Below are 14,470 nucleotides of genomic sequence, written 5' to 3'. Positions count from 1 at the left end.
AATGACTAATGACCAATGACTAATGACATTGCTATTTTAAAAGTAGAAGGATTAACTGTTTATCAAGGCAGCTATCTAGCTGTTCGAGATGTTTCTTTTGAATTATTGCCAGGAACAGATACAGCTATCGTCGGCCCCAATGGTGCTGGTAAAAGTACTCTGGTAAAAGCAGTTTTAGATTTGATACCTCGAAGTGCTGGTACGATTGAAATTTTAGGTCGTCCAATTGCAAGACTGGGGCGTTTACGTCACTTGTTGGGCTATATGCCGCAAAACTTCATTTTTGACCGCAGCTTTCCCATTTCTGTGAGCGAATTAGTAGGACTTGGATGGGACAAAGAAGCGAAAAAAGGGGATTTATTTTTCTCCAGGCTGTGGAGACAAGACCGAGAAAAATCGGCAGCCGTAGGAGAAGCTTTACGGCGAACCGATGCTTATCATTTACAGCATCAAGCTATTGGTACTCTTAGCGGTGGTCAACTCAAGCGGGTTTTATTGGCTTATTGTTTGGTAATGCCTCGCAAACTCTTGGTACTCGATGAAGCCTTTGCTGGTGTTGATGTGCAAGGTTCAGCAGATTTTTACGCTTTGCTAAATGAATTAAAGCGTCAGGAAGGTTGGACGGTATTGCAAGTCTCTCATGATATTGATATGGTAAATCGCCATTGCGATCGCGTGCTTTGCCTGAATCAAAGCATTGTTTGTACTGGTAAGCCAGAAATTGCCCTTTCACCGCAAAACCTATTAGCAACCTACGGCCCAGGTTTTAGCCGTTACCAGCACCAACATTAATATCCATAAATATGAATTTCTTCAATGATTGTCAGATAGCAAGGCTTGCGATCGCCAATACTAATGACTTGGTAAGCTTGTTAACATTCCCTTTTATGCAGCGTGCGATCGTCGGTGCTGTGTTGATGGGAATACTTGGCGGGATGTTGGGTAGTTTTGTCACCTTGCGCCAGTTATCTTTTTTCAGCCACGCAGTTGGTCATGCAGCATTAGTAGGTGTGGCGTTAGGTGTGCTGCTACAAATAAATCCGACTTGGATGCTGTTACCTTTCACGTTGGTTTTTGGGGTTATTGTCCTCTACTTTATCGACAAAACCGACTTAGGTAGCGATAGCGTCCTTAGCATAGTCCTATCTGGGGCATTAGCGATCGGTGTGATTCTCACTAGCCTAATTAAAGGATATCGTGGCAACTTGATGGCTGTGCTGTTCGGCGATATTCTAGCGATCGATACCACAGATTTGATTTTGACGCTGCTAGTACTTGTGGGAGGCAGCATATTTTTATTATCAACTCTGCGCCAGCAAATTTTATTGACCCTTAACCCCGATGTAGCACAAGTTCAAGGTATTCCCGTCCAGTTGTACCGCTACGTTTTTGTGGTCTTGCTTTCACTCGCCGTTGCTGTAGCGATTAAAGCTGTCGGCGTTTTACTAGTGAACGCCTTTTTGGTGATTCCCGCCTCCACCGCCAAACTGATGAGTCACCACTTTAGCCGCTTTCTAATCATGTCAGTGATAGTTGGTTCTATTAGCAGTATTGCTGGCATCATTGTGTCAGGTATTTTTAACTTTGCTTCTGGCCCAAGTATTGTTCTTGTGCAATTTCTGCTATTTGTAGCCGTTTTCATCTGGTTTAAGTTGAATTTGAAAGCCGCGTAAATCTTTTTTCTCCAAGGGCTTGCTATTTTATTGGATGTTTGCTACATTGATTAATCGTGGCTCACAAAAGCCCCAGCCGGGATAGCTCAGTTGGTAGAGCAGAGGACTGAAAATCCTCGTGTCACCGGTTCAAGTCCGGTTCCTGGCATAATCATAAAAACCCCTGAAAGTCTTAGCCTTCAGGGGTTTCTTGTTTATCTAAATAACTCTATTTCAGCGCTTGTTATTGGTGTAAAAATGGTGTGGTTTTATAGCACGTTGGGCAATACGGTTCGGTTAAAGGGCAAAGGGAAAAGGGGAAAGGTTTTCAATACATCCTTTACCCTTTACCCCTTACCCTTTCCCCAGACCACAAGGAAAGTGAAAAATGCTTATCCGAACCGTATTGGCACGTTGGCTATTTTTGGACATCCTACGACCCATTAAAAAACAAAAAGACCAGCCTCCCACAGCTGGTCTGGAAAATTTTTTTTTGCGTTGTCTTCTCAAGAGAGTTAAAACCCAATTGCGCGTTCCCAAAATGCAACGGGCAACTTTTCTTAACAATATTGTAACAGTCAACACAGATTTTTCGTGAAACTTCATCAAAAAAGATCCGAATAAAGCTTAAAAGCTTCTATCTATCAGGATAATTCAGCAAATCGCAGGGTAGAAAAGGAGGGGAGTAGAGGAGCAGGGGGAGCAGGGGAAGAAAAACTATTGATTATTACCCAATTCTCCATGCCCAATGCCCAATGCCCAATGCCCAATTACTAATGACTAACGACCATTTGTGGTTTTCCCCAGAGGATGGTTTCCTGCTTGTAAATTGCAATTCCTGGTTTTGCTCCTTTGGGTTTGTAAACGTGTTTTAGCTGAGTGTAAACTACTGGCACTTGTTCACTCTGACGGGCGCGACTGTAGTAGGCGGCAAGATTAGCTACAAATTGTAAATCAGCTTCTTCTGCAACAGCACCGGGTTCTAGACGTAATAGCACATGGCTCCCTGGAATTTCTTGAGCGTGGAACCATAAGTCATAATCCCCAGCTACACGAAAGGTCAATTGGTCATTTTGGCGATTGTTGCGACCGATTAATACTTCAAAGCCGTTAGGGGTCAGGTAACGATGAAAGTTGGTGCTGGGGGGTTCATTGGCGCTGCGGCTGCGATATTCTGGATCTTCTAAATACTTTTGTCCAATCAATTCTTCGCGGATTTCTTCTAAAGCTCGCAAATCTTCTGCTGTTTGGTAGGTGTCTATCTGAGCGATCGCAGCTTCTACTTGTTCTAAATACTCAATTTCTATCTGCACTTCTAATAGTAGCGGTTCGACGGCAGCACGAGCGCGTTTGAGCTTTTGGTGTTGTTTGTAAAGACCTTGGGCATTTTGGACAGCATTTTTATCTGGCAACAGAGCGATCGCTACTGGCAGATTTGTATCAAAATCAGCAAGGATAATTTCTTTCATCCCTGGTTCCCAGTTTTGCAGGTGAGCCATCAATAAATCAGCTTTCTGTCGATATTCATCGGCTTGATCTGATTGCTGCAAGCGCGTCTTAAAGGTTTGAGCCTTATTCTGTAATTTCGCCAGAATATTATTCAATTTCTGGCTCAACTGATGGCGCAATTGAGAAAATAACTGTTGGTCAATTTGGTTACTGTAGTAGCGGTTGAGTAACTCCTGGATATTCTTGACCTTTTTAACTGCACCCCAACCCATTACGGTGTAGCCATCTTTTGTCCAAGCGGGTTGGAATTTACCCGAATCCAATGCTTGCAGCCATTCTTGCCAACGTTCAAATAGCCGTCGCCAATCGTCAGGATTAAGAGTATCGGTGGATGTTTCTGGTGCGATATTTGCTTCTAGCAGCATTAACTCCAGTAGTGCTGCACTCAAGCCACTATAACTTTTCAGCAATTGCCGCTTGATTGCTCCTGGCACTAAACTTACCCGTTCTTGCCAACGTTCTTGTGATTCGTTCAAACTGGGGACAGTTCCAGTCAGTTTTGGCGGTGTTTCATAAGGTTGTGCGGTTTGGATGGGACGGACACTAGATTGTTGCTGACTTACTTGATGAGCTGCGGTGATAATTATATTGTTGGCGTCGGTGAGGATGACGTTGCTATACTTGCCCATGATTTCCGCATAGACATGATATAGGGCGGTTTCTCCGGGACGACGGGCAAATTGCAAATCGATAACCCGCTCCCAAGGGGCGATCGCTTCAATAGCTACCAGTGCTAAACCATTTAATTGGTGTATCAGTTGTTGACTAAAAGTAAAGGTATCTGGCGATCGCGGTGGTGGATCGCCGATGCAAATATGTGCAGCTTGGGGATGCCAAGAAATTTGCAGCCAATCTCGCTGTTTCAGGGTGCGTAATGCCATAGCAATAGTGTAGCGATCGCGCTGGTAAACCTGTTCTAAGCGTGATGGTAGCCAGTTAGCGCGGATTTCGCTACAAGCAGCTGTGAGAGTGGTAAAGTCAACTGGTTGCAAAGCGATTAGTTGTTAACATTCAAATGGTAGCGATCGCTATGCTTTTATCTTCGTTTAGTCAAAGCATAGCAGACCTCAACTATCATAGCGGTTACTTGGTTTGGTGATAGCTAACGCAGAAATCTATTATTCAGACAGACTCCCAGCACTTAAATCATAGGTTACCCTTTTTATACATTTTTTAGTGTCGATTTTTGTCATATCAAGGTATATAAATAAATAGGCTAAGTAATTTCCACTAATTAAACTAATAATGGAAATCACTCAGCCTAGAGAATATTTAGAATAAATGATTGAGTAATGGTCAGTGACGACTAGGAAAATAAAATTATTGGTTATTTCCAAGTTACCCATTCACCATTATCTGTTACCCAAGAGAATTATTTAGCAACCAAAACTGGCTGTTTTGCTGTTGACTGCACTAATTCGACTGTTGACTCCACTAGTTCTTTTGCTGCTGACTGCACTAGTTCGGCTGTTGACTCTACTAGTTCTTTTGCTGTTGATGCTACTGGTTGTGGCTGCAACAGTTCGGTGTAAAGTTCACTCAGTTGATGTGCTACACCATCCCAGCTAAACTTAGTTTCGACGCGCTTTCTACCAGCTTTACCCAATTCATCACGCCATTCTGGAGCTAAAAGAATTCGGTCAATGGCAGATGCAAAGGCATCTACATCTTGCGGTGCTGCCAATAAACCAGTTTCTTCATTAACTACAGTAAACTGAAGTCCGCCGACATCACTTGCTACCACTGGTGTACCGCTTGCCATCGCTTCGATCGCTACGAGTCCAAAGGGTTCGTAGTGACTGGGAACAACGCAAACATCAGCAGCTGCATAGTAAGTTGGCAAAATATCTTGACTCAGACGACCAGCAAAAGTGGTAAAGTTGATCATCCCCAATTCGTTGACGATTTGCTCAATGCGATCGCGCTCAATGCCGTCGCTGTTACCTGGAGTACTACCACCACCAATAATTAGCTGAAGATTTTTAGAGTCACGTAAACCAGACTCGTTTACTGCACGCACCAAGGTTTCTATCCCTTTGCGTGGGTCAAAACGCCCTACATATAATACTACTTTGGCTTCTTTATCAATCCCCAATTTAGCTCTGGCTGCTTCTCGTGCAATCGAGCCAAAGCGCTGAATATCTGTACCACAGGGAATGATGTCGATATTACCTTTAGTGGAAACTAGCGATCGCATGTGTTGCTGTTCTTGCGGACTTGTCGCTACAATTCGCTCTGCTTTTTCCAACACCTCTTTTTCTACTGCTAATCGCACAGTAGCAATCTGAGGAATATTTTCTATGGTGTTGTATTTGACTGCTCCTAAAGAGTGGTAGGTGTGAATCTGTTTACTATGTTGGATTTTCTTTAACTCCATACCCACCCAACTAGAGAGCCAATAGTTAGTGTGAACTAATTGGTATGTAAAGTCATTTTTTACTTGAAATTTGAGGAAATTATCTACAAATTCTGGCAGAAATTCAAAAATTTCATCTCGCGGCACAAACTCAAGGGGGCCAGCTTTTAAACGAATAGTGCGGCAATTCTCACTGTGTTCAACAATCGAGTCTTGCTCCAGACTCACTTTGCGAGTAAACATATCAACTTGCCATCCCAGGTGCGCTAGTGCTTCACCCACGTTACGCACATAAACATTTTGTCCCCCAGCTTCTTCTTTCCCTATTTCAATCGCCGGATCTCCGTGGACGGAAATCAAGGCGATACGTTTTTCGGTGGTAGAGTTCATAGTTTGTGTGTTGCTGATTTTAACAAAGTTTTAAGCTGTTCCAAACTCGTGTATAGCACACTTGCCCGAATTGTTCAGGAACCTTGATTAATATTGATTTTAATTTACTATGCCTAATATTTTTTTACATCTTCTGCCAGAAGTATACTATTAGATCAAATACAACAAATATTTAATTTCTTTAGATATAGAAAATTGTTATCTTTAGATTTCAGATTTTTGGTAGATGAAAATTATATTTTTTCTTTTTAAGAAATTAAAAATCAAAATTGCTGAAAAGCTTATAAATACGGACTTTTAGCTTCAGTACGTTCTTTTATTTCATGTCGGATTGCTATAATCGATTCAAAATATCTAATGCTTTTGATAGAGAAATATTATAGTTCTCGTCTTCTTTGTGTAGATATAATTCCATAGATACATGCATTAACGTGAGTTTGACATAGTGAAAAAGCAACCGGACGCACAGCCTCCTGTAGAGAAAGCAGTCCGACAAATTAGGCTTTTTGGCGATTTTTGCCTAAGTTCTGAATTAATGCCGTTGAACTCACGTTGTATTAAGTAGTGAAAATAAGTGTTAAATATTAATGCAAAATCGGGTAATTTCTTGAATTTGCTTCGGAAAGTCTCAGATTATATTTGCAATCATTAATAAATTTCAGGAGCAAATCAGGTGTTTACTTCAACCCTACTAGCTGCCGCAACTACACCTCTGCAATGGAGTCCGACAGTTGCACTGATTATGATTATCGTTAATATCGTTGCCATTGCCTTTGGTAAATCTACCATTAAATATCCCAACGCAGAACCAGGACTACCCTCAGCCAATTTTTTTGGTGGTTTTGGTTTACCAGCCCTTTTAGCAACTACTGCCTTTGGTCATATCTTAGGAGTGGGCGTTATCTTAGGATTGCATAACCTGGGAAGAATTTAGGTTGTTACCTCAGCTTTTATTTGATGATTTTTTTGTCTCCGGCTTTGAGCCAGAGAGTTAGTTCTCTGGCTCTTTTTTATTGAAAAGCCAGAGAAATTCCAACACCAAAAGCCTGTATCTGGAGGCTTGAATTACTGACTATGGCGGCGACAACTGTCTAACTTTTAACGAATGTCCACTCTAGTACCTTGATGGGAGCTTCTTGTAGTGCTTGAGTTAGTTCAGTGCTGCTCTCAAATTTAATTTGGGAGAGTTCGCAAGCTTCGACGTTGACCGTGAATTTATCGTCTTGGAAGGGCCAGGGTTTGACAACAACCAAGTTATCGCTACGCTGCATGATGTCATAGCGTTGACCTTCAGGGCCCTTGCTAATTTCTAAAAACCGCTCATCAGCAGGTAGTTCTTGCTGACATAAAATCAGAGAAAGGCGATCGCACCATTGCATAAATGCATAGGCTGCATCAACTTCTTCCTTTTCGATGCCTAATTCTTTGCGCCAACGTTGCTGGTTTTGCAGTTGCTCATCTAGAAGTTTGTCTAATTCTGGAAACTGACCCCGGCTTGACTCATTTAAACGGCTGATATGCATGGAAATTAATAAAGCCACCCATCGTCCACGGTAAAGGGCATTCTTTGCCAGATCAGCCAACTTTTGGACACCAGCATCAACATCGGCATTTGAAGAGAGCATGAAGTCCAGTGGCGCACCTGCTTCAGTAAGAATGTCCTCTTCCCACTCTTTTTCTAGGTCATCGTGATGGGAAATTGCAGCGACAGTTTCATATAACCTTGCTGGAGCATCTTTACGCCGCCATTGTCCTGCAAGTTGAGCTGCTAATAAAGCATGGGCGCGGTGATAAATAACTTCCCAACCATTTGGCGTAGCGTTGACAATCACAAATCAATCTCCTGATTCTTAGTTTTGATTTTGAGTTGAATTAATTTCTGAATTCAGAAACGTCGGGGTAGATTTGAAGAGGCGATCGCTCTGACTTCTTCAGTGTAGCTTAATTTCAATATCGCGCAGAAACATGTATCCAAAGCGCGTGTTGCATCCAAATCAATATCAGCAAATACTTATCGATTTAGATTCCCGACTTCTCTAAGAAATCGGGAATCTTGTTGTTCACGAATGATTTAAGATTGCTTTAGGTTGGATAAAGCTAAATTCTCCCTCAAAAATCCCTGATGTAGACAAATAGTTTAACTATTGCTAAACAAGGTGGGCAAATAGCCCACCTAATAATTAGGAGTTTTCAAGAAGCTCTCACTGCAATCAATGAAATTAAGAGTGAGTTTCTAACGGATTCGCAATGTATTTGAATGTTGGCTCAGAATTCCAAGGGCCACGCTCATCTTGACCATTGCCGTCTGTAGATAAGTTGTAGTAAAGAGCAACAGTTTCATCTGGCTTAATATTACCAAAGAACGGATCTGTCAACTTACCCAGCGAATCTAGAGCTTTCATAAACATCTGGGTATGAGAAATTTCTCGTGTTAACAGATGGACTAAAGTCTCTTGGGTTCCTTTGTCAGTTGCCAACTTAATTAACTCTTCGTAAGTTTGACGAGCGCCAGCTTCAGCTGCAACATTAGCTCTCAAATCACGGACTACATCGCCACCTTCATTCAAGTAACTTGCAGTCCAAGCATTACCCTGACTATCTAGAAAATGAGGCCCAATTCCTCGCACTGCAAAGAGAGTGCTTTTATAAGCCTCTGTTTGATCCGTATTTTTAGTATGAGCTTCAATGAGTTTACCAACCATTTCTAAATGGCTAAATTCCTCGATTGCAATGTCTTGAAGCATGTCTTTAATTCCAGCATTCTCGACATGGAATGATTGAACCCAATATTGAAGTGCTGCACTAAGTTCTCCAGTAGCTCCGCCAAACTGCTCTAAAAGCAACTGAGCAAAACGAGGATTTGGTTCAGTAACGTTAACTGCATGAATAGGCTCTTTTTTGTGAAAAAACATAGATTTACACTTCCAAAAATTATGATTTTACAGAATTAACAACCTATTTTATTGTCTCCTAGCATCTTTCAACAATTAGGTAATTTGAGATTTAATAGTTTCTCAAACTGTTTCACTAGAAGACCAATAAAATACAGTAGTCATGTTAGTGTTGATAACTGCCAATCAGCGATTAAGCATTGCTGCTTCTTCTGATTAATCCCCATAGATAAATAGCAACAATTGCACCGATCACAGCTACTAAAATACCTGGAAGAGTTAAACCAGCGCCAGCCGCAGTAATTTGCAGAGTTCCTGTTCGTAGCAAGGTAAATAGACTTCCACCGACGAAAGCCCCAATAATATCCAAAATCATTGTGGAGAGAATTCCACCACCTTGATAACCAGGATAAACAGTTTTAGCGTAGGCGTAGCTTGCCGTTAGGCATCGCACCTGCTAAAAGTCCTAAAACTACCCAAGCAAGAATACTCATAACTGCCTCAACAATCTCACTTGTATCTAAGTTATCAACTCTGATTCACATTTCTTTCTACCAGATGGGATAAATGCTAAATCCAAAAGTTAGACAAAAAACTTTACACCAAGGTTCAGATGGAAATTGGCATTTCTATTCTATAAATAAAAATCCTAAACGAAAGTTTTGTCAGATAAATCAGGAATTATTGAATACACAAGTTTAGACGTTACTTCATCTCGAACTAAACACTAACATTATAGTTTTTGATATCTACCTTAAGATGTAAAAAATAATCTAACTTTTTGGAGATGAATTAAAATACTTTGTAAGTACATACTCAATTAGTTTAAAGGATTAGAACTAAAGTACCCACAACTACTAAACTGCTTCCTAATATTATCTTCAAGTTTAATGGTTCTCCCAGAAAAATTACTGAAAACAATAAAACTAATACCAAGCTTGATTTATCAATTGGTGCTACAAGGGAGGCTTTTCCTGTTTGTAAAGCTTGGAAGTAAAAAATCCATGATAATCCTGTAGATAGCCCAGATAATAATAAGAAGATCATCGTTTTTTGGGAAATAGCTAAAATATTAACTACATTTCCTTGAAAAAATACAATTCCCCAAGCAATTACTAAGATAACAACAGTTCGGATTGCTGTTGCTAAATTAGAATTAATATTTTCTATGCCAATTTTGGCAAAAATAGTTGTCAATGCTGCAAAGCCAGCCGAAAGTAATGCATATATCCACCACGCTATGGTGTTGCTTTCCATCTTGTCTCCTGGTTCACTAGTCAAAATTAGCAGTGTTATTTAGGCTTATGTTAGATTAAATTACTTGTTACAAACTGCAATTGCTTTTCAAAATAAATTCCCGTTAACTCCTTTGAGGAATTAAAAATTTTCTCAATTTTTAATTCGAGCGTACTCTGAGGTCGAAGCAAGCTACACACAGCGTTTGTCTGCGACACAGTACGCGTTCGCGTCAGCGTCCCGCAGGGAACGTAGAGAAGGGACGGTCATACGATGATCGCTCCAAATATCTCTAGAAAATTAGAAATTTTTGGGCGTAGGCGTAGCCCGTCGCCGACATCGCAAGTGCTAGAAACAGACTATTAACCTCAGAATATTTTACGTTCTTCTAGATGAGCAAGAATATCTGAGCGATCGCGCCACACTGTCCGCAACTTTTTGTTAGCTAACATCTGTAACTGGTCGCTAATGTGGGGCGATCCGGGTTGAGTTGCATTACCGTAGCTGGTGAGTGCCATTGCCCGTACAGGGTTGGAAAATTCAATTGCAGCCACATAGGAATCACCTGCAACGGCTTGGAACTGCCCATTTTCTCCGGGAGCGGAATTCAGTACCCGAAAAATTCCCAGGCTGCCATCCCCACCATTAGCAGATAAATCCATATCACCCAACCGTAGCCGAAAAACCTTTCCCCACGGTACATCAAGCGCCCCATAAGTCTTTTCTACCTCTGCTGCAACTGCTTGCAGAGTTGCGACTGCACTTTCAGGATTAGCTAAACCATCGGGTGTGGTGCGTGGATAATTTTCATTCCAAGGTTTACTAAAGGTTTTATCTAAGTCCATCTGTTGTACCCAAAAGGCAAATAGTACGGCTCCGCGACTATCTGCATTAGCTTGCCGATCCCATGCTTCTAAGACATTAGCTGCTTTTTGCCCTAAGTCCTGACCGTACTTGCGTGTAGCCGGAATTAAATCATCCAAAATGCGATCGGCCAGTTCCATACGAGTAGAGTGCTTGTATACAACCATTTGATCAAAAGAGATTTTGTCATCCTCAGCCAGCATTCTTACAGAACGTTGGGAGCGAAAATCCATGAAACGAGGTGCCATGTAAGGCGGGTAATTATCTGCTTTAATGGCGGCTGGAAATGTAGTTGTCCAAGGTGGATCGTTTGTATTTTGCAACCAACCACTCTTCGGGTCAACTATGCGCGGTAAATCTTGGTAAGGATGAATTTTTGTCCACAAGGTTTTAGATGTATTTCCTGGGATTATGCCTTGCCAGTATTCAAAATCACCCTTAGAGCGTACTGGAACTTGACCGTTGAATAGGTGCATAATATGCCCTTCTCGATCCGCATACATCACCGTAAACATTGGCAATTGCAGGCGCTGGAGTGTCTTTTCAAACTGGGCAAGATTTTTTGATCGGGCCATATCCCACCATTCTTGGAGTACACCTGGTCGGTCAAGACCTGCGACTCTCAGCGCTACGGCTTTACCATTTTTCTCGGCTACCACAGGGCCATGGACGGAACTTTTTACTATTAATGGTTGCTCTTGTAAAGACCCATTTTTCTGCTTCACCTTTAAGGAGAGAGTTTTTGTCTGAAAGTTAAGAACTTTGTCATCAAACTGGTATCCATTACCTGCCAGTGTGAGTTGATAAACATCCCAACCATCATAAGTATTAACAGTGTGAGTCCAACCTAAGTTGTTGTTAAAGGCGATCGCTAATACGGGAATACCTACAAGTGTTGCCCCATAAGCATCAATCCCTGGTGCGGTGATTTGAGCTTCATACCACAAAAATAAATCTGACCAAGGTAGGTGTGGGTTTGCTAACAACATGGCATTCCCATTGGCAGAATGACTTGGTGCGATCGCCCAACCATTAGATCCTGCTTGTAACTTTTCTTTGCTCAGGTCTAATACTGACTCCGGATTGACTACAAAGGTGAAATTGAGTACCCGATGTAAGTGAGCCATGACATCTTCTGCCTTGACTGGTAGCACTACCTCAACTTGATCATCAATTAACTTCGGATTTTCTTTTGCATAAGCATTGATCCCAGTAGCAAAAGCATCAAGATAACTACGAAAAGTTGAACTCTGGGCCTTGTACCAAGTACTAGCGCGTTCTGGTACTCCCGCAGTCTGTACCCAACGATCTGACTCCAGATATTCCTCTCCCCAATATTCGGCTGCGTGTCCCCGTGCTTGACCATAGAGACGCAAAAGTAAATCTCCATGACTTTGCATTTGTGCCCAACCAAAGGCATAAAATGCACTCTGGTCATCTTTACCGTAAATGTGCGGCACACCGTATGTATCCCATAATATCTCTGTGGATTTCGTTGGTACAGCTACAGTGCGGCTTCCGACAAACAAAACCAATATCAAACTGAGTATTAAGGGTAAAACGCGTATTGATTTTCTTTTGTAAACTCTGAGTAAACTATCAATCCTCATTAACACCACCATGTACACATGCAACGCCTGGTGACTGAAACTGCTATTGGTCAGTGAGGGACTGGGGATTAGAAATTGGGAGAAATGAAGAAGCAGGGGAGCAGGGAGCAGGGGGAAAAGGGGAAACTTTCTCCCCTCCTAAGCATTCCGTACCCTGCCCCAATTCCTCTTTTTCTTCCTCCTTGCTTGTTTTTCAATAATTTCTTTAGTCCCCACTACTCTTTTTGGTCACAAGGTAAAGTTGTACGCAAGTGACTTTGACAAAGCAGATTTAAGTCGATCTAACAATACCACTTTATTGAGAAATAATGTCAAAACTATAAGAGTATCTTTTATTCCTTGTAAAAAATGGGTAAACAGCTACAAGATCATGTAATCTATATATTTATCAAGAAAGATTATCAACTTAGGCATGGGATTAGTAGTAGCTTTTGCCCTCGGCAGGCAAATTACCACTATAGATTCCTGATGCCCAAGTCCTAATTAGTTAAATCCCCTCAATCGTGATTTTCAAGGTAGATTGAGGGGATAATATGTATCTGACATTCATAAAAGTAGTATCAAATAGCACGAGAAAATTTTGTCTCTCGTGTTCTTGTATGAGTATCAAAGATGACGGCAATATTTCTGACTAGTAATCTACCGATATCTGTAATCTGGATCTGATTTTTTGATAAATTGACTAGACCATCGGCTTCTAGTGGTTTTAACGCCTCTAGTTCCTCAGAGAAATATTCATCAAAATTGAGATCATACTTATTTTCAATATCTTGCTTATGCAACTGAAAGTGAGACATAATACCCATGATCACATCCCGTCTGATGATGTCATTTTGAGTAAGCTTGATACCTTTGCTAACTGGTAAAGCACCTGCTGCAATTGTGTGATAATAATCCTTTAATTCCTTGTGGTTTTGAGCATAAGCATCTTCTAGCATACTGATGGATGTAGAACCAAAACCAAACAGTTCTGTCTCAGCGTGAGTAGTGTAACCCTGGAAATTGCGCTTGAGAGTGCCATTGCGTTGAGCGATCGCTAGTTCATCATTAGTTTTAGCAAAATGATCCATCCCAATAAATAGATATTGGTTATTCGTCAATTCTTCAATGGTCATTTTCAGAATTTCTAACTTTTCCTCTGCTGGGGGTAGCGCCTCTTGAGGAATATTTTTTTGTGTAGGTTTGATCCACGGTATATATGCAAAGTTAAAAACAACAATTCGGTCAGGGTCTAACTTAACAGTCTTTTTCAACGTCTCCCGAAATGTTTCGCGGGTTTGATAAGGTAAACCATAAATAAGGTCTACATTCACACTTTGAAACTTAGCTTCTTTAACCCAACTCATGACATCAAATAGCATTTCTTCTGGCTGGACACGATTTATAGCTACTTGAACTTGGCTATTAAAATCTTGAATGCCAAAACTAATACGGTTAAATCCAATTTCTCTCAGAAAGAAAATGTAATTTTTATCAATATAACGAGGATTAATCTCAATTGAGATTTCTGCTTGTGGATCGATGTTGAAATGGCGATTGATGTTTTTCCATAAAAATTCTATTTGGTCACGATCCAAGTAATTAGGAGTACCGCCTCCCCAGTGGATTTGCAGCACTTTTCTATCTAGATCGATTAAAGCTGCGGTGTTTTTAATGTCTTGAGCTAAAGATTCTACGTAAGGTTTGGCAATATTCTTATTGTTGGAAATTACTGTGTTACAGCCGCAGAAATAGCAAGCACTTTGGCAAAAGGGGATATGGAAATATAAACTTATAGGAGTTTTGCGTTGATTCGAGGCTGCGATCGCGGCCTTAAAATCAGTTTCAGTAAATGTTTCGCTTAACTCTGTAGCAGGCGGATAACTGGTGTATCTAGGTGCGCGAGTGTCGTACTTTTGAATCAAATCCAGATCAAACTTGACACCAGGTAATAGAAAAACCATTGAGTTGCTCTCTAGTGAA

At 41.1% G+C, this 14,470-nt stretch carries 9 protein-coding genes, 1 tRNA gene and 2 pseudogenes; 4 read left to right on the top strand and 8 right to left on the bottom strand.

Annotated elements, in window-relative coordinates:
- Window positions 1–15 precede the first annotated feature (15 nt).
- The 3 genes from CDC33_RS24055 to CDC33_RS24045 all read left to right on the top strand — a co-directional run bounded on the left by CDC33_RS24055 (window position 16) and on the right by CDC33_RS24045 (window position 1,821).
- A complete protein-coding gene (locus tag CDC33_RS24055; protein ID WP_109011058.1) occupies window positions 16–792 on the top strand; it encodes a metal ABC transporter ATP-binding protein in 777 nt (258 codons plus the stop codon).
- An 11-nt stretch (window positions 793–803) separates the two neighbouring features.
- The gene (locus tag CDC33_RS24050) at window positions 804–1,673 is read left to right on the top strand and encodes a metal ABC transporter permease (protein WP_109011057.1); all 870 of its coding nucleotides are present in this window, start codon (window positions 804–806) and stop codon (window positions 1,671–1,673) included.
- A gap of 75 nt (window positions 1,674–1,748) precedes the next feature.
- Window positions 1,749–1,821 (top strand) — tRNA-Phe (locus tag CDC33_RS24045).
- 604 nt (window positions 1,822–2,425) lie between these two features.
- Here the strand turns inward: CDC33_RS24045 and CDC33_RS24035 are convergent.
- Window positions 2,426–4,153: an Rqc2 family fibronectin-binding protein gene (locus tag CDC33_RS24035; RefSeq protein ID WP_109011055.1), complete on the bottom strand. Its 1,728-nt coding sequence runs from the start codon at window positions 4,151–4,153 to the stop codon at window positions 2,426–2,428.
- Window positions 4,154–4,671: 518 nt separating this feature from the next.
- Window positions 4,672–5,907 (bottom strand): annotated as a pseudogene (locus CDC33_RS24030) (glycosyltransferase family 4 protein); the annotation flags it as partial.
- A 673-nt stretch (window positions 5,908–6,580) separates the two neighbouring features.
- Between CDC33_RS24030 and psaK the strand changes: the two are divergent.
- Complete coding sequence (psaK, locus tag CDC33_RS24025) at window positions 6,581–6,841, top strand: photosystem I reaction center subunit PsaK (RefSeq protein ID WP_109011053.1); 261 nt, start codon at window positions 6,581–6,583, stop codon at window positions 6,839–6,841.
- Between the two features lie 157 nt (window positions 6,842–6,998).
- On the opposite strand, the gene CDC33_RS24020 is transcribed toward psaK, so the two are convergent.
- From CDC33_RS24020 to hemN, 6 genes and pseudogenes are all read right to left on the bottom strand, one after another.
- Entirely contained in the window at window positions 6,999–7,739 is a 741-nt protein-coding gene (locus CDC33_RS24020) for a DUF3891 family protein (protein ID WP_109011052.1), read from the bottom strand.
- Between the two features lie 387 nt (window positions 7,740–8,126).
- Window positions 8,127–8,819, bottom strand: coding sequence for a manganese catalase family protein (locus CDC33_RS24015; RefSeq protein ID WP_109011051.1), 693 nt, complete (start codon window positions 8,817–8,819; stop codon window positions 8,127–8,129).
- Window positions 8,820–8,991: 172 nt separating this feature from the next.
- Window positions 8,992–9,292: pseudogene (locus CDC33_RS24010) on the bottom strand (GlsB/YeaQ/YmgE family stress response membrane protein).
- A gap of 331 nt (window positions 9,293–9,623) precedes the next feature.
- On the bottom strand, window positions 9,624–10,055 hold the full coding sequence (locus tag CDC33_RS24005) for an EamA family transporter (protein ID WP_109011050.1): 432 nt from the start codon (window positions 10,053–10,055) through the stop codon (window positions 9,624–9,626).
- A gap of 347 nt (window positions 10,056–10,402) precedes the next feature.
- Entirely contained in the window at window positions 10,403–12,508 is a 2,106-nt protein-coding gene (locus CDC33_RS24000; protein WP_109011049.1) for an acylase, read from the bottom strand.
- A 560-nt stretch (window positions 12,509–13,068) separates the two neighbouring features.
- Window positions 13,069–14,451 (bottom strand): oxygen-independent coproporphyrinogen III oxidase, encoded by a 1,383-nt coding sequence (hemN, locus tag CDC33_RS23995; RefSeq protein ID WP_109011048.1) that lies wholly within the window; start codon window positions 14,449–14,451, stop codon window positions 13,069–13,071.
- Between the last annotated feature and the right edge of the window lie 19 nt (window positions 14,452–14,470).

Source organism: Nostoc commune NIES-4072, assembly GCF_003113895.1.
Taxonomy (GTDB): Bacteria; Cyanobacteriota; Cyanobacteriia; order Cyanobacteriales; family Nostocaceae; genus Nostoc; species Nostoc commune.
The sequence above is the reverse complement of the archived record's forward strand: the minus strand, read 5'-3'. Positions and strand labels throughout refer to the sequence as shown.

Coding starts and splice junctions, on each gene's coding strand:
- CDC33_RS24055 (WP_109011058.1), top strand. CDS start 16: ATGACTAATGACATTGCTATTTTAAAAGTAGAAGGATTAACTGTTTAT.
- CDC33_RS24015 (WP_109011051.1), bottom strand. CDS start 8,819: ATGTTTTTTCACAAAAAAGAGCCTATTCATGCAGTTAACGTTACTGAA.
- hemN (WP_109011048.1), bottom strand. CDS start 14,451: ATGGTTTTTCTATTACCTGGTGTCAAGTTTGATCTGGATTTGATTCAA.
- CDC33_RS24050 (WP_109011057.1), top strand. CDS start 804: ATGAATTTCTTCAATGATTGTCAGATAGCAAGGCTTGCGATCGCCAAT.
- CDC33_RS24000 (WP_109011049.1), bottom strand. CDS start 12,508: ATGAGGATTGATAGTTTACTCAGAGTTTACAAAAGAAAATCAATACGC.
- CDC33_RS24005 (WP_109011050.1), bottom strand. CDS start 10,055: ATGGAAAGCAACACCATAGCGTGGTGGATATATGCATTACTTTCGGCT.